The sequence below is a fragment of the Vibrio sp. SCSIO 43155 genome (assembly GCF_023716605.1).
In the GTDB taxonomy this organism is placed as follows: Bacteria; Pseudomonadota; Gammaproteobacteria; order Enterobacterales; family Vibrionaceae; genus Vibrio; species Vibrio harveyi.
Genome location: NZ_CP071853.1, coordinates 2,026,958 through 2,045,752, shown reverse-complemented (window position 1 = coordinate 2,045,752; position 18,795 = coordinate 2,026,958). Strand labels below are relative to the sequence as shown.

Below are 18,795 nucleotides of genomic sequence, written 5' to 3'. Positions count from 1 at the left end.
GGGAGATTCGTCTCCCCTGTATCAAGCCGCGGAGACAACGTGGCTACAAAAATGATTGATACTACCGGGGAAGACAATGAAAACTGTACGCCTAACTGTTGCAGAAGCGCTAGCTCAGTACCTAGCCGCACAAATGATTGAAATTGATGGTAAAAAAGAACAGCTATTTGGTGCAGCATTCGCCATCTTTGGTCACGGTAACGTGACGTGCTTTGGACAGCAGCTAAAAAATATCGAAGACAAAATTCCGACTTGGCGTGGTCAAAATGAGCAGTCGATGGCAACAGCGGCAATCGCGTATGCCAAAGCGAACTTACGTCGTCGCATCGGTATCGCGACCAGTTCAATTGGTCCGGGTGCAACCAATATGGTTACCGCAGCAGGTATCGCGCACACAAACCGTTTACCAGTGCTTTTGATTTCTGGAGACGCTTACGTCAGTCGTCTGCCAGATCCTGTACTTCAACAGCCAGAGAATTTCTACGATCCTTCGATCACTTGTAACGATGCGTTCAAACCACTAACACGTTACTGGGATCGCATTATCTCGCCAACGCAATTGATGCACTCATTGCCTCAGGCAATTGACACCATGCTTGACCCAGAAACCTGTGGTCCAGCGTTTATCGGCTTACCACAAGATATTCAGGGCGTGGCTTACGATTTCCCTGAAGTCTTCTTCCAAGAAAAAGTACACCGCATTCGTCGTCCAGAGCCAGAAGTGGCAGATCTAGAGGATGCAAAAGCGGCGCTACTTAGCGCGAAACAACCTTTGGTTATCTCTGGCGGTGGCGTGCATTACTCACTAGCAACGGACGAGTTGGCTGCCTTTGCGAAAAAACACAACATCCCTGTGGTTGAGACCATTGCTGGTCGCGCCACGATGCTGCAAGACAATCCTCTAAACGCAGGTCCAATCGGCGTGACAGGTTCAGACTCTGCAAACTACATGGCAGCGCATGCGGATGTGGTGTTGGCTGTGGGTACTCGCTTACAAGACTTCACGACAGGCTCTTGGTCGGTGTTCAAGAACCCAGATATGAAGCTAGTTACCATCAATACCGCACGTTTTGATGCCATTAAACATCGTGCTATTCCAGTTAAAGCAGACGCAAAACGTGGCTTAGTTGAGCTGTCTAACCTACTGGGCGATTTCCGTAGTAGTGACGAGTGGGCGGCAACGGCGAAAGCGCAAGCGGATGAATGGAAAGCCGTGGTGCATCGTCGTACTCATCCTCAACCAGGCGACCTACTCGACGGTACGTCTTCTTATGCAGAAGTGATTGGCAAGCTCAACAAATCTATGCAGCCGGGCGACACCGTACTTACGGCAGCGGGTGGCTTACCAGCAGAGCTTGCGATGAACTGGCAGAACTACCAAATTGGTAAGTTCGACATTGAATTTGGCTTCTCTTGCATGGGTTATGAAATCGCAGGTGGCTGGGGCGCGAAAGTTGCGAACCCAGATAACGATGTGGTTGTGCTCGTCGGCGATGGCTCTTACCTGATTCAAAACTCAGACATCTACTCGTCAGTGCTGACGGGTCACAAGATGATTGTCGTGGTATGCGATAACGGTGGTTTCGCGGTGATCAACAAGCTGCAAAACAATACGGGTAACGAGTCGTTCAATAACCTATTGGAAGACTGTCGCCGTCCTGATGGCGAGGTAGCTCGCGTGGACTTTGCTAAGCATGCCGAAGCGCAAGGCGCAATCAGCGAGAAGCTGACCTCAATCGACCAGTTTGATGAAGCATTCCAACGCGCTAAAGAAGCCGACCGTACTTACGTGATTGTGGTCGACATCGACCCAGTATCGCCAATGGCTTGGTCTAAGTGTGATTGCTGGTGGGAGGTGGGACTTCCTCAAGTGACACGCAATGACGACACCGCAGAGAAAGTGGCTGCATGGGAAGAAGGCAGAGCAGCACAACGCGCCGGCGTTTAAGCCCAAACCGATTTATGTATCAAAACATCCAGCTTTAAAACAGATTTCAATAATTCGATTTATAGGCTCTTGAGCAAGAGCCTATTAAGGAGTCAAACATGTTTAATGAAGAACGTCATTTTGAGCAACCAATCCGTTGGGCAATGGTCGGCGGTGGTCGTGGCAGTCAGATCGGTTACTCGCACCGTAATGCGGCGCAGCGCGATGGTTTGTTTAAATTGGTTGCTGGTGCATTCGATTTGGACGCGGATCGTTGTCGTGATTTTGGTGAGAACTTAGGTCTCGATGGCGACCGTTGCTACGCAAATTACAAAGAGATGTTTGAGAAGGAAGCGCAACGCGAAGATGGCATTCAAGCTGTTTCGGTAGCAACGCCAAACTCAACTCACTACGAAATTTGTAAAGCAGCACTGGAAGCTAACTTGCACGTGGTGTGTGAAAAACCAATCACCTTCACGACGGAAGAAGCAGAAGAGCTCAAACAGATCGCAGCAGAGCGCAATCGCGTGATTGGCGTGATGTACGGTTACAGCGGTTTCCCAATGGTTCAGCAAGCGCGTGAAATGGTGAAGCGTGGTGATCTGGGTGAGATTCGTGTGGTGAACATGCAGTTTGCTCACGGCTTCCACAACGAAGAATACGAGAAAAACGATCCAGGTTTGAAATGGCGCGTCAGCCCAGAAGTCTCAGGTCCAACTTATGTTCTGGGTGATGTGGGTACGCACGCTTTCTACCTGTGTGAAGTGATGACGGGTCTTGAAATCGACCGTCTGTCTTGCATGCGTCAAAGCTTCATCAAGTCACGTGCTCCGCTCGAAGATAACGCTCACATCATGATGCAATTCAAAGATGGCGCAGTCGGTACGCTTTGGGCGTCGGCAGTGAATGCAGGTTCGATGCACCAACAAAAAATCCGCATCGTCGGTTCGAAAGCGTCCATCGAATGGTGGGATGAGCAACCAAACCAACTTCGTTTTGAAGTGCAAGGCGAAGCACCACGCATTCTAGAGCGTGGCATGGGCTACCTATACCAAGATGCACCGGGTGTGGCTTCTAACCGTGTTGGTGGTGGTCATGCAGAAGGTTACTTCGAGTCATGGGCGAACTTGTACCACCGTTTCGCGTTGGCATTCGATGCGGCGGACCGCGATGACCAGCAAGCGCTGTCTGAAATTTGGTTCCCAGGTATCGATGCAGGTATCGAAGGCGTGCGCTTATGCGAGAAGTGTGTGGAATCGGCAGACCAGAACGCCGCTTGGGTTGAATACAAATAATAGGAACAGACGATGACAAACATTGCACTTGAAACAAATCGACCATTGGATGCCATCGTTTTAGGACGTGCGGGCGTAGATCTCTACGCTCGCGAAGCTAAAACCGACATGGCGGATATCTCTGGCTTCAACAAATTCGTTGGTGGCTCAGCCGCGAACATTGCGGTGGGCATTGCCAAGTTAGGCGGTAAGGTCGGCTTTATTGGCTGCGTGGCTGACGATGCATTCGGTGGTTACGTTAAAGGTTACATGACGGAGCAAGGTATCAACCTTGCTGGCATGAGAACCGACGACTCTGGTTCGCGCACCTCGGTGGCATTCACGGAGATGAAGCCAAAAGATTGCACCGTGCTTATCTATCGTAACAACGCATCGGATTTGACCATCAAGCCAGAAGAGATTGATCCCGCTTACATCGCTAGCTCAAAAGTTTTGGTTGTCACGGGAACGGCATTGTCGGAAAGCCCAAGCCGTGAAGCCACTTTGATTGCGATGCAGCACGCGCGCCGCAGCAATACCTTAGTGGTGCTGGATGTTGATTACCGCCCTTACTCTTGGCGCACGGATACCGATGCTTCGATTTACTACGGCATTGCCGCGGGTCTTTCAGACATCGTGATCGGTAACCGTGAAGAGTTCGACATGATGGAAACCGTCATTGCACCGGGTAACACCGATGATGACCAAACGGCGGCTCGCTTCTTAACAGAGAACACCCAAGTGGTGGTGGTGAAAGCCGGTGAGCATGGTTCGAAAGTGTACGACCGTACGGGTCATAAGTTCGAGCAAGGCATTTTCCGAGTCGAAGCCAATAAGCCATTTGGCTCTGGTGACTCATTCGCCGGCGGTCTGATTTGGACGCTAGTTACTGGTGGTTCGTTAGAAGAAGGCGTACGCAACGGCACGGCAGCAGCGGCGATTAATGTCAGCGGTCATAGCTGCACAGAAGCCATGCCAACTAAGGAACAACTATTCGATTTTATTGAGACGCGAAGTTAAGCACGGTTTGGTGCTTTCGGGCACCACATTGCTGCGCGTTTGGTCTCCCGGGCCGGTATGTCACTTGAGGGTAACCAAACAGTGCGCGTACACACCATCGTGGCCCGGCTTTTTTGTTAAGCCACTTTCAGAAGGATAGGGCAGCCTCGTTTCACTACGAGCTGTGAGGAGAAAAGAAAAATGGGAAAACACATTCCACCATTTGATAACAAGAATGAACCAATTATTGGTGCGAACGACGAAGTAACGCCGCTATGTTACTTCAACCAAGTGTTCTTGAATCAGAACGAAACCTTTGACCATGTCATCGAAGGGTATGAGTCTGTCATCGTATTGGCTGGCGGCACTTGCAGCATCACCGTGACGAAAGACGGTGAAAGTGAAACGTTCGACAACATTGGTAAACGTAAATCAGTTTGGGACGGCAACCCAGAAGCGGTTTACGTACCACTTGGCTACCGCGCGACCATCCAATGTGTGAGCGACAAGGCTGACGTTATGATTGCGGGTGGTAAGTTTGAAGCGTCACTGGAGCCTTTCTGTGTTCGAGAAGAGAACGTAGACATGGTTCAGTACGGTTCAGATGAGACTAAAACTCACCGCAAAATCAAACACGTGCTGGGTCAATCCAACGCAGACAAACGTGGTCGCTTATTGGTGAGTGAGCTATTCACCGTTGGTGCAGGTGGTTGGTCTGGCTTTCCACCACACAAGCACGATGAAGATCGTGTTAAGCCTGATGGCAGCAAAGAAACCCTTTATGAAGAAGTGTACCAATTCCGCTTTAACCCAGATTTCGGCTTTGGTGCGCAGTTCCTATACGAGCATGAAGACGACTTTGGTCCGGTTTACCATGTGCGCACTGGCTCTGTGATCGCCATCGACAAAGGTTATCACCCAAGTGTGGCGGCGCCGGGTTATGAAATGTATTACTTCACCATCATCGTTGGCAAAACAGAGAAATCTTTGATTCAGCATTTTGATCCGCACCACGAATACCAAGTGGAGACGATCCCTGGCATCAAAGACATGATCGCGAAATTTAAGTAGGGGAATCATCATGTTGGTAAATTTGAATGACCTATTGCCGGAGGCTGCGGCGTCTAACTACGCTGTCCCTTGCTTTAATGTGTTCGGCTTTGAAGATGCACGTGCTGTTGTTGAAGCGGCAGAGCAAGTGAACAAACCTGTAATTCTGGCGTGTAATAAAGACGTTGTGGACTTTTATGGCGTCGAAACCGCTGCGGCGATGTTCCTAAATCTAGCGCATAAGAGTACGGTGCCTGTCGTGCTTCACCTTGACCACACTTACGAAGAAGACATCGTCTTTCGCGCGCTTAAAGCTGGGTTTAGTTCTGTGATGTTTGATGGTTCGCAACTGACGTTGGACGAGAACATTGCTCGCACTAAGAAAGTCGTTGAAGTGGCGCATGCTCTAGGAGCATCGGTAGAGGGGGAAATTGGTTCGGTGCCTTACGAAGAAGGTCGCGACCACATAAAATCTATCTACACAGAACCGGAAGATGCGGCGCGCTTTGCAGAAGAGAGTGGCGTAGATTGTGTCGCAATTTCCGTCGGTAATGTTCACCGCTTAACCGAGCCAACTTGTACTATCGATTTTGGTCGCCTAGACCGTATCGCAAATGCTGTGGCTGTGCCGTTGGTGATTCATGGTTCGAGTGGTATTCGCGATGAAGACATGCTCAAGCTGAAGCAAAGTCGTGTGTCCAAGTTCAATATTGGCACCTGTTTGCGTCAGGCTCTGGGTCATAATCTTCGCGATTACATGAATCAGGAACCGCAAAAGTTTGACCGTATTTACTTCATGCAAAAGGCGATGCCGTACGTGAAAGAAGAAGCGGTACGAAACTTTGAATTATTATCTTAAAATAGCGGCCCCTTTTGTTACTATAAGGGGCCTCTATCTCCAAGCGTTCATTGATAGGAGAGCAGTATAACTATGGATGTTGAAGTGAAAGCACCTGCAGATTTAGACACACTAAAAGAGTTAATCGCAAAGCGTTACGACAGTTTGAGCGGACGTTTGCAGCAAGTCGCGGATTTTGTAACCGACCAGCCGATGCTGGTGGCGGTAGAAACCATGGCGACCATTGCCAAGCAAGCCAACGTACCATTGTCGACCTTGAGTCGATTCTCTAATGCGATGGGCTTTGATGGCTTCACTTCTATGCAAGTACTGTTTCGCGATCAGTATTTGAATCGCCCGAGAGATTACAAAGAACGCGTTCGTAAAGCTCGTGAGATGGAGGACGTTCCACATGACTCGCCTCAAGCCATCTTCCAAGATTTCGGACACGCAAACATTGAAGCACTAGAACAGCTTCAAATGTCGGTCTCTCCACAAAAACTGGAACGTGCAGTGGCTCTGATGGATGGAGCTGAAACCATCTACATCCAGGGGACTCGTCGCGCTTACCCAGTGGCCTTCTATCTTTGGTACGCCCTCATGAAATCCGACAAGAGCGTAGTGCTCTTGGATGATCACGGTGGCATGTTGTCTCCGTTAACTCGACGAATGAACGAAAAAGACGTTCTGTTTGCTATCACCTTCAATCCATACGCGGAAGAAACCAGCCAACTGATTGATGATGCTTGCAAAAAGAACGTACCGATTGTCTGCATTACTGATAACCAAATGACGCCTCATGGCAGCAAAATGGATGTCTGTTTTGAAGTGCAAGAAGGCGAATTGATGGGCTTCCGTTCGCTCAGCAGCTCCATGTATTTGGCGCAGGCGATTGCGGTGAGTCTGATTTGTCGAGAAGTGAAGTAACTTCATCGCTCAGTAATCTCGAATAGGGACGCGATCCTGCGAGCGAACAAGCAGTAAAGCGCGCAGATTTCTCCATACCTTTGTCCACTGATTAAGTGCAACTTAGCGGTTGCGCTGCGGGTTTGCTCGAGCTGAATTCGGCTTATGTCCTGCAATGTACAGGGCAGTGAGAAGAGGTAAATCTGATGCGTTTTGCTCTACATGGCATGTGCTCTCTGCACAGCAATATCCTATCTGATGTCCGACTTGCCAAAGAAACTGGCTACCAAGGGCTCGAAATTCACACCGAAAAACTCTGGCGTTATATTCAAGCTGGCTTCTCCGCTGAGCAACTCAAACAACGTATGGATGAGTTTGGCATTGTCCCAACGGCGATCGACATCATTGGCGCGGTTGAAGTGACAGATAAAGCCAGCCAACGTCAATTGTTCCAAGATTCAGAAACGCTGTGCCGTTTTGCGCAGACCGTGGGTGCACCTACCATCCAGCTCAATGCTTTTGAGGCATTAAATGGCTTAACTAAAGAGCAAAACATCGAACTCACGGCACAGAACATTCGCCAGATTGTCGACATTGGTAAGAGCTATGGCATCCGTTTCCAATATGAAGGCGCGGCTTGGACTCCTATCGCTAAATTGGAAGATTACTTCCGCCTGTACGACGCCGTCGGCCGCGACAACTTTGGTTTTGTTCTGGATACATGGCACTTATGGGCATGTCGCGGAGCAACGTTGGAACAAGTGGCAAATATCGATGCCGAGCTGATTTACAACGTGCACCTGTCTGATGGCAAGCGTCCTGCTCCGGGTGAGGCTTGGCCTGATGAGCGCGCTCTACGAGGTTACTTGTTAGGACAAGGTGAAGTGCCATTGAAAGAGTGGGTTGATGCGATTCGACAAACGGGTTACGACGGATTCTACTCTGGTGAATTCCTCAACGACCAACTCTGGGAAGGGGATTATTACAATATCGCCGCAGATATGTTGGCGGGTATGAAGCATCAATTCGACTAGTCGACACATAAGGGATTTTCTATGTTTAATATTGCTTTATTTGGAGCGGGTCGAATTGGTCAAGTGCATGCGGTCAATATCGAACGTTCACCTGAAACCACGATTTATTCGCTTATCGAACCTTTTGAGGTCTATGCGGATCAGTTTTGTGCGCAGTATCCGCAGACAAAGCGCCAAACCGTAGAAGAGGCGATGGCGGATGACAACGTTCATGCGGTGTGCATTTGCTCTTCAACCGATACTCATGCGGATTTGATTGAGCGAGCAGCAAAAGCAGGTAAAGCGATTTTTTGTGAGAAGCCTATCGACCTTGATTTGGGGCGAGTACGTGATTGCTTGGGCGTAGTAAACCAGCATCAGGTGCCGTTCTTATTAGGCTTCAATCGCCGCTTTGACCCGCATTTCTTGAGCCTTAAGAAAGCGCTGGATGACGGTCAAATTGGCGAACCAGCAAGCGTAGTCATCACCTCTCGCGATCCTGCGACACCGCCAGCACAATACAGCAAATCGTCCGGTGGTATGTTCCGTGATATGACGATTCACGACCTCGACATGGCGCGGTTTATCTTAGGGGAAGATCCAATCACGGTTACGGCACATGGCAGCTGCAAGGTAGATCCTGCCATTGGTGAAGCGGGAGATATCGATACCAGTGTGGTGACGCTTACATTCCCTTCTGGTGCGATGGTGACGATTCACAATAGTCGCCGTTCTGGTTACGGATACGATCAGCGTCTCGAAGTGCATGGCGAGAAAGGCATGCTGCAAGTGGCGAATCTGACCGAAAATCTAGTCAGTCACAGCACAGAAATAGGGCAAGTAGGCGCAACACCGAAGTACTTCTTCTTAGAGCGTTATGAGCGTGCTTACGTGGCAGAGTGGCAACACTTTGTTGAAGTACTTAAAGGCGAAGCACCATGCTGCTCGGGTATAGATGGTGAGATTGCTCTGACGTTAGCGGATGCCGCGTTAGAGTCGATGCAAACAGGGAAGACGGTTCGTTTGTAGGTCATCCCTAGCAGGAAACAAAAAGGGGAGCCGCATTGGCTCCCCTTTCTATTATTGAGATCTTAAAGATGCTTAAGTCTTACTGAGCTTTTTGCTGTTCTGATTTGCAAACAGCGGCAGTGAAGATAACGTCTGTTGAGCTGTTTAGGGCTGTTTCAGCAGAGTCTTGAATCACACCGATGATGAAACCAACGGCTACAACCTGCATTGCTACGTCGTTTGAGATACCAAACAGACCACACGCTAGTGGGATAAGTAGTAGAGAACCACCAGCAACACCTGATGCACCACACGCTGATACTGCAGCAACAATACTTAGTAGTACCGCTGTCATTAGGTCAACGTCGATACCCATAGTGTGTACCGCTGCTAGCGTTAGGGTTGTGATAGTGATTGCTGCACCCGCCATGTTGATGGTCGCACCTAGTGGAATAGATACTGAGTACGTATCTTCGTCTAGGTCTAGTTTCTTACATAGGTTCATGTTCACTGGAATGTTCGCAGCACTTGAACGCGTAAAGAATGCCGTTACGCCACTTTCACGTAGACATTGGAACACCAACGGGTATGGGTTTTCTTTCGTTTTGAAGTATACGATCGCAGGGTTAACCACTAGCGCAATGATAAACATTGAACCTAGTAGTACCGCTAGAAGGTGAGCGTAGCTTGCTAGTGCACCAAAACCTGTTGTTGCAAACGTTGAGGCAACCAGACCAAAGATACCAAATGGCGCAAGACGAATGATGAAACGAACAATGTGGGAAACACTGTGGCTTAGATCTTCGAATACCGCTTTTGTTGTTGCTGATGCGTGGTGAAGTGCAAGACCAAGACCCACACCCCAAGCAAGAATACCGATGTAGTTTGCTTCTACTAGCGCGTTTACTGGGTTATCAACCAGTTTGAACAACAAGGTTTGGATAACTTCTGCAATACCTTGTGGTGGTGTTGCACCTTCAGCGCCCGTTACTAGCGTTAAATTGGTCGGGAAAAGGAAACTTAGTACTACTGCGGTTAGTGCCGCAAAGAAGGTACCCGCTAGGTAAAGAATTACGATTGGACGCATGTAAGTGTGTTGGTTTTTCTTTTGGTTTGCGATAGACGCAGCCACCAAGATAAATACCAATACTGGAGCAATCGCTTTTAGTGCACCAACAAACAAGCTACCCAGCATACCAACGCTTTCTGCGTGGTTTGGCGAGATAGTCGCAAGCAGAATACCTAAGACGATACCGACGAGGATTTGGAGAACGAGGTTACCGCGAGCGAATCGGGCAACGAGACTGTTGTGTTGCATTTGCATACATCATTCCTGCAATTTTTGACTCAGCAACAGCGCAATATTCAGTCATTACACGGCGTAATGTTCCCTCGCATGAAGGGGCTGAATCTTGTGGTTGTGCTGCTAAGACATCCTGATTATCAATTATCCTGTTTTTATAAATCCAGCCATTATCTTGCTGAATATCACATATCTTAACTTGGTAATATTTTGTGTCTAGTTTTAGTTTGTTCTTAGTTTAAATGTTTGCTCAATGTTATCGTTATTGGTCTTTTGTGTTGATTTGTATGGCGAAGTATGAATGATGGTTTTTCATAAAGTTATTAAAAAAGGAGGCGTTAGCCTCCTTTGTTCTATTGATTACGCAAATACAACAAACTAGTAACTCTGTTGGCGTTTGCGCTTTCCGTCAACAATACTGCGAATCATTTTGCCGAACTGTTTATTCTGCGCTCTTTGCTCTGCGAGACTCGCTCCGTTATGGGCTTGTTCACGCAATAACTTCTGATAGTTAGTAAAGCGTCGTAGCTCAAGAGAGCCATCTTCAATCGCAGCTTGAACCGCGCAACCTGGCTCGGTTTGATGTTGGCAATCATTGAATCGGCAGTTATCAGCTAAGGCTTCAACATCAGCGAAAGTTTCACTCACGCCTGCCTCGCAATCTGCCAATTGGATCTCTCGCATTCCCGGCGTATCCATTAAGATCCCACCGGATGGTAATAGGTGGATTGAGCGCGAGGTCGTAGTGTGTCGACCTTTGCTGTCATCCTCACGAATACCACCAGTCGCTTGTTCTTGCTCGCCAAGCAGGGTGTTGACTAAGGTCGATTTTCCTACCCCCGAAGAGCCAATAAATGCGACGGTTTGACCTTCGCCGCACCAACTCATTAACTTGGCAACGTCTGATTCATCCAAACCATTAACGCTTTCCACCATAAGCAACGGATCGAGCTTTTGTACCTGAGCTTTGAGCTCGTCAGCATCGTCGCATAAGTCTGCTTTCGTCAGCACAATCACGGGTTCTACATCAGCTTCATTGATGAGTGCCAAATAGCGCTCAATGCGACTGAGGTTAAAGTCGTGGTTGAGTGAACAAACGATGAAGACAGTATCCACGTTGGCGGCGATAAGTTGCTCGGCGACCTTACTACCTGCGGCTTTGCGGCTGAATAAGCTACGGCGTTCAAGTAGGCGAGAAAACTGTTGCTGACCATCCAATACTACCCAATCACCAACGGTCATGCTGGGTAACGAGGGATGGATAGGTAAGTGAGTTTCACCTTGTTCGCTAACCACAACGTAACCACTACGATGGTGAGCAATCACTCGCGCGAAAAGCGTGTCTTGGTAATCGTCTAACGTCAGTTGTTGTTGAAAAAAGGGTTTCCAACCTAATAGCTTTAATGGGTTAGGTTGAGTTAGTAGTGTTTCACAAAAAGAATGTGTTTTATTCATTGTTGAATTATCCCAGACGCAACAAAGCGCCTTAATACAAATCGCATTAGGGTCTAATTCGCATAGAGCTGACCCCGGTGAAAACCGGGCAAAGAAGGGAGGTGGTGTGGCTTAGCCACGAGAAAAAGTTGGACGTTACCCTTTCACTGCCCAGTTAGTGTTATTCATTACAATCATCATATTTCCTCTTAAGTTGGTGAGTTAACGGTCGGAGTATAGCGACTGTGCTCCGATTCTTACAACTCCTTTGCGTTTTATATGTGTTTTATTCGACGTTCTTCCATCTCTTGTGAATAGGTGTTGGCTTTTACGCCGTAGATGATTTGGATATGTCGTTCATCGATGATCACGACAGCATGCGCTCCATGTTCCTTTAGTGCTTTTTGATTCACAATGGTGGTGTCTTTTAGTGTGAGTCGTAGCCTTGTCGCACAAGCACCAGTTTCCACCAAATTACTCATGCCACCAATAGCGTCAATGATGGTGTCGACATCTTGTTCTAGGTTTGGATTTACTTGCGTCAGCATTTTAAATACGCGAGAAAGGGCTTTTAACATGGCGAGAAACTCGTTTGCAGCAAAGCCTTGTTTATATCTCAGCAGCGGCTGTTTCGCTCTGATTTAGGACACAAAATCATGCATTGATAGTTTGGCGAATACGGCTTAGAGAAAAGAGAGAGGAATAAAAAAGCTCCTCACGTTGGAGGAGCTTTGAATCGATGAAGTGAAGAGGCACTAATGATGATGTTCGTGCTTTTTCATTCCAGCCATGACTTTTTTAACTGGTGCGGTAAAGCTTTGCTTTTGGTCGTTGTCGTAAGTCACTGTCACTTCGATTTCGTCGCCTTCATTAAGCGGCTTTTTAAGGTCGAATAGCATGATATGCAGGCTGCCCGGTTTTAGCTCGGTGGTCTCTTTTGCAGCGAGTGTGATGTGGTCTACTTGACGCATCTTCATTACATCGCCTTCTTTAATCACATCGTGCAACTCGACTTTACCTGCTGCAGGGGTTTCTGCTGCGACAATATTGATGTCTTCTTGGCTTCGGTTAGCAAAGGTCACAAACACAGCGCTCGTCACAGCACCTGGCGCCATTGCTCGTGCATACGGTTCGTGTGGCATCACGTTTAGGTTTGCTTGTGCCAAAGGGCTTAGAAGTAGGGCGGAGAGGGCTAACGTTTTGATTGCATGCTTAGCTTTCATTGGTTTTTCCTTCTGCTGTTAGTTTGGTTATCGCTTCGACAATTGGCGCAGGCGTTAAGGTGTGTGGCACTTTAGTGATGAGTGCGCCGTCAGGCTTCAAGAAGTAAAAGTAAGAGCTGTGGTCGAGCGTGTATTTCAGCTCTGAGCCTTCTAGCTCCGTTTTACGGAAAATGACACCATATTTGTGGGCAAGTGGGGTGGTCACGTCGAGTGGTGCGGACAGGCCTTCAATCATCGGGTGGAAGTAGTGGGCGTACTTGGCTGATGCATCTGCCTCGTCACGTTCTGGATCAAGCGAGATGAACATTGGGCGCAACTGCGCTTTTTGCGCATCGTCGATTTGATTGAGTGCACCTGCTAGCATGGCTAATGAGGTTGGGCATACGTCTGGGCAACGCGTAAAGCCAAAGTAAACAATGCGAATGCGATCATCGCTGGTATCGAAGATATCGACAGGTTTATCGCCTTCGCCAAACAACACGCTTTGCTCGGTAGTGACTTGTTGTTTTTTCTCTACGTCTTTTTGTCCATCTAGGTACGTTTTGGTACCAAAGCCAAGGACAAACGCAACCACGAGAAAGAGAGACCAATTACGGCTCATATCAATTCCTTATCTTTGCATTTTGAGGGCCGGGTAGATGGTGTCTTTACCGTCGGAAAGTTCACCAACCCACGTCATTGAATCTTGTGTACAAACGGGCAATGTCACATCACCCACAAATTTACCTGGTGCCACTTTCTTTAGCATGAATTTTGGCTCGCCCATTTCCATTTCTCGACCAACCAAACTTAATACGAGCTGATCCGCTTCGCTGTCTTGCCATTCGACTTCGAGCTGAGCTGGGATAAGAGGTTGAGCAGTATCGACGCTAAGCGTCATCGCAACATCATGTTGGATACAAGGTTCAGTAGAGAGGAAACAGTATTCATCGAGCGACTTAGGCTCGGGCGCTGAAGAGAAGTTTTTTATTAGGGTAGGCGCGTAAAAGCCAGCGACCAGTGCCACGGCTATCCCTGCGATTTGTAACACTTTCATTAAGATTCAGTATTTATCACTTAACATTGCCTGCATCCTAGCACAGATGGGATGTACGAAAACTCGTAACTTCAACAAATTGTGCACTATCCCCATCTATTTGAAACCTATTGTTTGTAAAGCGTAAATAAAAAAAGCGGAGCCAATGGCTCCGCTTCTTAAATGATGGAATTGTGGTTCAGATTTACTTGTTTGAATCCGCAAACTTCTCTAAACCAAGTACTAACGCGATAGCGGCTAGCATCATGAGCACGGCTAACAACAGTTGTGATGGTTGAGACGTGATGTGCTCAAACTCAAACGGTGATAGGTTTTGCTCTCGCAATGGCACTTGCTCACCCTTCGAGTTAGTACGCCATGTTAGCGTTTCCTTCCAAGGCCAGATCTTTGGTAGCGTACCGATCATTAAGCCAGTTAGGAACATTAAGGTTAAATCGCGGAATTTGCGCAGTAACCAAGACAACAAGTGAGAGAAGGACAGCAGACCAGCAACACAGCCAACAAGGAACAGCGCAAGGATATCAATTTGGAAACCTTTTACCGCGCCCAATACAGGAGCATACATGCCGATCAACAGCAAAATAAAGCTGCCTGAGATACCCGGTAGAATCATCGCACAGATTGCGATAGCTCCAGCCAGAATGGTGTTGATCGCCGTTGGCTCCATATGAAGTGGTTTTAGCACCGTGATGCTGTAGGCGAAACCAATGCCGATCAATAACGCAACAAAACGGATAGCGTCACGCTTTTCTACTTGGCGAATGATGTGGTAGACAGACACCAAGATCAGACCAAAGAAGAATGACCAAATTGGAATTGGATGAGTTTCCAATAACCAACTGATTAGTTTTGCCAGCGTCGCGATGCTGGTGAAAATACCCGCAAACAAAGAGATAAGGAAGAAGCCGTTAATGTGATTAAACGCAGCTTTGAAGCCATCCTTTTTCCAAATCGAGAAAAGTGAAGGGTTAATACGTCGAATGCTTTCTAGCAGTGTGTCATAAATGCCAGTAATAAATGCAATGGTACCGCCTGATACGCCTGGGACAACATCGGCTGCACCCATCGCCATTCCTTTGAAGTAGGTGATTAGATAGTTCATTTCTCAAGTACTAAGTCATGTAGATGGTCCTGAGTATACAAACATTGATGTCAAAAAAGTATGAAATAGTGGTGAGGAAAATATCTAAATGATTGCTTATCTAGGATCTGTTGAACTTTCGTGGTTAAGTTTTGTTCTGATGGGCGCATGGTTAAAATCGTTGTAGGCAAGGAAAGGAGTGTATTGCTTAGTCATTCTAGGCAAACACTCGCTGTAAAAATCAGCTTGAAAGGCCAACAGAACCTAGCAACGTTAAGCTTTTTGGTTAGTTTAGGTGAATAAAAACAGAAAGATACGCGATAAAGAAACGGATTTGTTATCAGCTGCAAAGGGACGCGTGATTGAATAAATGTCAGCGTAAAATCGATAAATTTGTTGAATGAAGTCGTTTGGTGACTTATTTATCACTTATGCCACAGTGTTGCGACTTGCAACTGCAATTTGCATTTTGACTTTGCATATTGCAAATGTTGTAACATCTTGGCAGTTTGATATGAGATCTTGTGCCCAAAAATAATGCTTTTCAAATTGGCATGATTAATGCATAATCCTTTTCGACCCTTCTTAAGCCGAGGGTCACCTAGCCAACTGACGTTGTTAGTGAATATACATTGTTCACATCATACATAAGCCAATCGCCTTAATTGCGGTTGGCTATTTTTTTGTCTGTCGTATACCCAAGTGACTTTGAGATGCAGGATTCAGAGCGTTGTTATTGATGCGAGCGCAATGAAAACAACGCCGTGTAATAGCCAGCCCTTTCCAAGTCGTATATATGTACAACGTTTCTTACAGGCTTTGCAATTTGCATGAATGCCCACAAAAAAAGGGCTGACGCAATACGCCAACCCCTGTTTAGCTACTCTCTTTCGAGTGATCAGTAACCCATCAATTGCAACAAGTTCTCCGCCGTCACAATCGCTTCCTTACGGTTTGCAATGTTGAGCTTTTGGTACAAGTTACGAATGTGAGTCTTAATCGTTGTGCCTGCTACATCTAACTCTTGAGCGATTTGCTCATTGCTAAAGCCTGAGTAGATCAAACCAAGCACTTGCCATTCACGTTGCGTGAGTGGACTGGTTCGAACCAGCTCCGGCACGTTCGGGTGGTTCACCAGTTTCTCAATAAAGTCTTCATCAAAGTGAATCGAACGGCTGCGTTGGTTTGAAGAGATGTCTTTCATCAATTGTTGAGCACGGTGACGCTCTAAATCGCCCAGCTCATGACGAAGACTTAGCTTCTCTAGTAGACCACCAATCGTTGCACCGTCGATTAAGAAGTTGCCGACCATACCGGTTTGGTTTGTCATCACTAGTGCTTCTTTCAATAGTGCTTTTGCTTGCTCTTCGTCTTTCTGACGCGCGGCAAATACCGCTTCAACCACAAGGTTGCGATTGGTATCGGTCACCAAGTTAGTACGACGAGCTTCGCTTTGTAGGAAGTCCAAAGCTTGTCGCGCTTCGTCATATTGGCCAAGGTTGATGTGAGCACGAGCAATATTGCGCCACTGTAACTGCAAGAAGTGGTTACACGCTGAATCTGGACGAACTGCGGTGTTCAACCATTCTTGAATTGCTTCTGTGTTGCCACGAGCTTGCCAAAACAAAATCAGAGAGAGCGATGCGTTTGCCGTCCAGTCTACGTGATAAGTGGATTGTTTCATCAAGTGCTGGATGTGTTCGATAAACTTACCCGCTTTGTCTAATTCACCGCGACCAATCGCAATACGTGCCAACATTGAGTAGCTATGTAAGTGCTTACTTGGTGAGTGGTTTTCTAGAATTTGTAGCCCTTTGTATGAGCACTCTTCTGCTTCATCCAAGCGGTTCCAGCACCACAATACTTGCGCGCGAATTCGTAATAAAAACTCGTGAAGAGGAACATGCTGAAGCTGTTGATCTTCAATCAAGCGGAAGCCGGAATCTTGCAGCTCAAATGCTGCTTGGACGTAACCTTGCGCGATCATGATTTCACTTTGTTGCAAGATTGCCCATAACGCTTGGTGGTAAACCTGATATTGACGTGCCAGTTTTTCGGTTTGTTGCATCATTGGTAATGCGCGGTCAAGTTTACCCAGTACGTGGTTTACTTCACCAACGACTGACGTTGCCACGATACGGCTGCGGTACACCGTTGGGTCAAGTTGGCTCAGTGCTAACTCGGCTAACTCTAATGCACGCTCTGGTTGGTTGCTGTTGATTGCAACCTGAGCGAGTAGGGCATTAGCTTGACCTTGATAGCCAGAATCAAGTTCGATATTACGTTTCTTATGCTCTTCTTCGGCTTCTGCTAGAAGCTCACCAACCTGGTTGTAGCGGTGTTGGCTTTGCGCCAACCATGCGCGCAACATCGACAGTTTCGGGTGGCTGAAGAGTAAGTCTTTATCAAGCTGGTTGATCGCCGCTTCTAGCGTTGTTAACTCACCTTGGTTGAACATCTTCCAACCAAATTCATTCAAGATTTCTACGATTAGATCAGTGTCGTCAGATTTCTGTGCGTGGTGAATAGCTTGATGCGGTGCTTTCTGTTTTAGCCAGGCGACAGCTGCGTTGCGGTGTAGATCTTTCTCTTGTTGAGGAATACGCGCTTGACGTTCATGCGACAAAAATTCGCCAAACAGATTGTGGAATCGGAACCAGTTTTGTTCACCTTCCAGTGGATAGATAAACAAGCCGTATCGATTGAGTGACTCAATCATGCCGAGTGCATCTTCACGTTGCGTCAATGCAAAGACGAGTTCGTCGTTGAAATGGTCGAGTACCGACACTTGCATTAAGAAATGACGTGTCTCTTTGTCTAATAGATCAAAGACTTCTTCGACTAAGTAATCCCATAAGTGTGCATGATTAAACTGAGACACCGACTCTACGGTTTGTGCCAGAGTGCGGTTCTGATGCTGTGCTTGTAGGGCGATAAGTTGTAACGCTGATGGCCAACCTTCAACGTAAGTACGTAAGTTGTTCGCCATGTCTTCATCGATGCCATCGGCAATGCGTTGGTTGAAGAAGCGTGTGGTTTCTTCGGTATCGAATGCCAACATTTCGTTGCCGATTTCGATCATCAAGTCACGGACACGAAGGTTCGCAGTGCCTAATGGCGGTGCCGCACGGCTAGTAACCACTACAGTAAGGTTGTCTGGCATGTGCTTTAAGAAAAAACGCATGGACTCGTGAATTTCGTCGTTAGTGATCAAATGGTAGTCATCGAGTACGACGTAACACTCATGCTGAAAATCTGCCATTTCAGCGAAAACTTCGCTGAATAAAGAGCGTAAAGAAGAGAACTGACGCTTTTCAGCCAATTTTTGAGCGTTAGAGCAGTTGTAGTTGGTCGCTTTGTTTAAAGCTTGCAGTAGATAGTTAACGAAGCGGAAACCATCGTTATCACTGTCGTCGATACTGTACCAACCTACATTGGGTTTGTCTGACAGCCACTGTGCCGCCATGGTGGTTTTCCCGTAACCAGCCGGCGAGCGAAACAATACCAGTTTGTAGTAAGGCGCTTGTTGCAGTAAGTCCAACACTCGCGGACGGACGATTGCGTTGTGCAGGCGACCTGGGCGAGTAAGTTTAGATGGAATCCACATTATAAATTCTGTCCTTAATTTTTTGAGCTAGCGAAACTAGAAACTGACTCACACCACTAAATTCTAGTTTGTATAAAAAGTGTACAGGCTTGCGAG

General features: G+C 47.3%; 16 protein-coding genes. 8 read left to right on the top strand and 8 right to left on the bottom strand.

All coding sequences use genetic code 11. The features are described 5' to 3' along the window. Nucleotides 1-76: 76 nt before the first annotated feature. The 8 genes from iolD (at nucleotide 77) to iolG (ending at nucleotide 9,036) form a co-directional block, all read left to right on the top strand. A complete protein-coding gene (gene iolD / locus J4N44_RS26000; RefSeq protein WP_009698037.1) occupies nucleotides 77-1,948 on the top strand; it encodes a 3D-(3,5/4)-trihydroxycyclohexane-1,2-dione acylhydrolase (decyclizing) in 1,872 nt (623 codons plus the stop codon). Between the two features lie 98 nt (nucleotides 1,949-2,046). Next, on the top strand, nucleotides 2,047-3,222 hold the full coding sequence (locus J4N44_RS25995; RefSeq protein WP_005437837.1) for a Gfo/Idh/MocA family protein: 1,176 nt from the start codon (nucleotides 2,047-2,049) through the stop codon (nucleotides 3,220-3,222). A 12-nt stretch (nucleotides 3,223-3,234) separates the two neighbouring features. Continuing rightward, nucleotides 3,235-4,221, top strand: a complete 987-nt coding sequence (gene iolC / locus J4N44_RS25990; RefSeq protein WP_049535007.1) for a 5-dehydro-2-deoxygluconokinase — start codon at nucleotides 3,235-3,237, stop codon at nucleotides 4,219-4,221. A gap of 180 nt (nucleotides 4,222-4,401) precedes the next feature. Continuing rightward, entirely contained in the window at nucleotides 4,402-5,271 is an 870-nt protein-coding gene (locus J4N44_RS25985; RefSeq protein ID WP_047514349.1) for a 5-deoxy-glucuronate isomerase, read from the top strand. Nucleotides 5,272-5,281: 10 nt separating this feature from the next. Then, complete coding sequence (locus J4N44_RS25980) at nucleotides 5,282-6,109, top strand: class II fructose-bisphosphate aldolase (protein ID WP_005437843.1); 828 nt, start codon at nucleotides 5,282-5,284, stop codon at nucleotides 6,107-6,109. Nucleotides 6,110-6,181: 72 nt separating this feature from the next. After that, nucleotides 6,182-7,015 carry a MurR/RpiR family transcriptional regulator gene (locus tag J4N44_RS25975; protein ID WP_005447408.1) on the top strand — a complete coding sequence of 278 codons (834 nt, stop codon included), beginning with the start codon at nucleotides 6,182-6,184 and terminating at the stop codon, nucleotides 7,013-7,015. 185 nt (nucleotides 7,016-7,200) lie between these two features. Further along, nucleotides 7,201-8,028 (top strand): sugar phosphate isomerase/epimerase family protein, encoded by an 828-nt coding sequence (locus J4N44_RS25970; protein ID WP_009698034.1) that lies wholly within the window; start codon nucleotides 7,201-7,203, stop codon nucleotides 8,026-8,028. A 21-nt stretch (nucleotides 8,029-8,049) separates the two neighbouring features. Next, a complete protein-coding gene (gene iolG / locus J4N44_RS25965; RefSeq protein WP_239911986.1) occupies nucleotides 8,050-9,036 on the top strand; it encodes an inositol 2-dehydrogenase in 987 nt (328 codons plus the stop codon). Between the two features lie 79 nt (nucleotides 9,037-9,115). Here iolG and sstT read toward each other — a convergent pair whose 3' ends face one another. The 8 genes from sstT to malT all read right to left on the bottom strand — a co-directional run bounded on the left by sstT (nucleotide 9,116) and on the right by malT (nucleotide 18,699). Continuing rightward, the gene (sstT, locus tag J4N44_RS25960) at nucleotides 9,116-10,333 is read right to left on the bottom strand and encodes a serine/threonine transporter SstT (protein WP_009702838.1); all 1,218 of its coding nucleotides are present in this window, start codon (nucleotides 10,331-10,333) and stop codon (nucleotides 9,116-9,118) included. A gap of 363 nt (nucleotides 10,334-10,696) precedes the next feature. Beyond that, entirely contained in the window at nucleotides 10,697-11,773 is a 1,077-nt protein-coding gene (gene rsgA / locus J4N44_RS25955; protein WP_017818391.1) for a ribosome small subunit-dependent GTPase A, read from the bottom strand. 254 nt (nucleotides 11,774-12,027) lie between these two features. Continuing rightward, nucleotides 12,028-12,330: a PTS sugar transporter subunit IIB gene (locus tag J4N44_RS25950; protein ID WP_252045441.1), complete on the bottom strand. Its 303-nt coding sequence runs from the start codon at nucleotides 12,328-12,330 to the stop codon at nucleotides 12,028-12,030. Nucleotides 12,331-12,507: 177 nt separating this feature from the next. Continuing rightward, the gene (locus tag J4N44_RS25945) at nucleotides 12,508-12,975 is read right to left on the bottom strand and encodes a copper chaperone PCu(A)C (protein ID WP_029788352.1); all 468 of its coding nucleotides are present in this window, start codon (nucleotides 12,973-12,975) and stop codon (nucleotides 12,508-12,510) included. Beyond that, the gene (locus tag J4N44_RS25940; protein ID WP_252045440.1) at nucleotides 12,965-13,576 is read right to left on the bottom strand and encodes an SCO family protein; all 612 of its coding nucleotides are present in this window, start codon (nucleotides 13,574-13,576) and stop codon (nucleotides 12,965-12,967) included. Before J4N44_RS25940 ends, J4N44_RS25945 begins: the two co-directional genes overlap by 11 nt. Nucleotides 13,577-13,585: 9 nt before the next feature. After that, a complete protein-coding gene (locus J4N44_RS25935; RefSeq protein ID WP_005437869.1) occupies nucleotides 13,586-14,011 on the bottom strand; it encodes a hypothetical protein in 426 nt (141 codons plus the stop codon). Nucleotides 14,012-14,195: 184 nt separating this feature from the next. Beyond that, the gene (locus J4N44_RS25930; RefSeq protein ID WP_252045439.1) at nucleotides 14,196-15,113 is read right to left on the bottom strand and encodes a polyprenyl-phosphate transporter; all 918 of its coding nucleotides are present in this window, start codon (nucleotides 15,111-15,113) and stop codon (nucleotides 14,196-14,198) included. A gap of 877 nt (nucleotides 15,114-15,990) precedes the next feature. Then, on the bottom strand, nucleotides 15,991-18,699 hold the full coding sequence (malT, locus tag J4N44_RS25925; RefSeq protein WP_188014498.1) for an HTH-type transcriptional regulator MalT: 2,709 nt from the start codon (nucleotides 18,697-18,699) through the stop codon (nucleotides 15,991-15,993). Nucleotides 18,700-18,795: the final 96 nt, after the last annotated feature.

Excerpts from the sequence above, each read along its gene's own strand:
- J4N44_RS25995 (WP_005437837.1), top strand. The coding sequence starts at position 2,047 with ATGTTTAATGAAGAACGTCATTTTGAGCAACCAATCCGTTGGGCAATG.
- malT (WP_188014498.1), bottom strand. The coding sequence starts at position 18,699 with ATGTGGATTCCATCTAAACTTACTCGCCCAGGTCGCCTGCACAACGCA.
- J4N44_RS25970 (WP_009698034.1), top strand. The coding sequence starts at position 7,201 with ATGCGTTTTGCTCTACATGGCATGTGCTCTCTGCACAGCAATATCCTA.
- J4N44_RS25945 (WP_029788352.1), bottom strand. The coding sequence starts at position 12,975 with ATGAAAGCTAAGCATGCAATCAAAACGTTAGCCCTCTCCGCCCTACTT.
- J4N44_RS25940 (WP_252045440.1), bottom strand. The coding sequence starts at position 13,576 with ATGAGCCGTAATTGGTCTCTCTTTCTCGTGGTTGCGTTTGTCCTTGGC.
- rsgA (WP_017818391.1), bottom strand. The coding sequence starts at position 11,773 with ATGAATAAAACACATTCTTTTTGTGAAACACTACTAACTCAACCTAAC.
- J4N44_RS25985 (WP_047514349.1), top strand. The coding sequence starts at position 4,402 with ATGGGAAAACACATTCCACCATTTGATAACAAGAATGAACCAATTATT.
- J4N44_RS25930 (WP_252045439.1), bottom strand. The coding sequence starts at position 15,113 with ATGAACTATCTAATCACCTACTTCAAAGGAATGGCGATGGGTGCAGCC.
- J4N44_RS25975 (WP_005447408.1), top strand. The coding sequence starts at position 6,182 with ATGGATGTTGAAGTGAAAGCACCTGCAGATTTAGACACACTAAAAGAG.
- iolD (WP_009698037.1), top strand. The coding sequence starts at position 77 with ATGAAAACTGTACGCCTAACTGTTGCAGAAGCGCTAGCTCAGTACCTA.
- sstT (WP_009702838.1), bottom strand. The coding sequence starts at position 10,333 with ATGCAACACAACAGTCTCGTTGCCCGATTCGCTCGCGGTAACCTCGTT.
- iolC (WP_049535007.1), top strand. The coding sequence starts at position 3,235 with ATGACAAACATTGCACTTGAAACAAATCGACCATTGGATGCCATCGTT.
- J4N44_RS25935 (WP_005437869.1), bottom strand. The coding sequence starts at position 14,011 with ATGAAAGTGTTACAAATCGCAGGGATAGCCGTGGCACTGGTCGCTGGC.
- iolG (WP_239911986.1), top strand. The coding sequence starts at position 8,050 with ATGTTTAATATTGCTTTATTTGGAGCGGGTCGAATTGGTCAAGTGCAT.
- J4N44_RS25950 (WP_252045441.1), bottom strand. The coding sequence starts at position 12,330 with ATGTTAAAAGCCCTTTCTCGCGTATTTAAAATGCTGACGCAAGTAAAT.
- J4N44_RS25980 (WP_005437843.1), top strand. The coding sequence starts at position 5,282 with ATGTTGGTAAATTTGAATGACCTATTGCCGGAGGCTGCGGCGTCTAAC.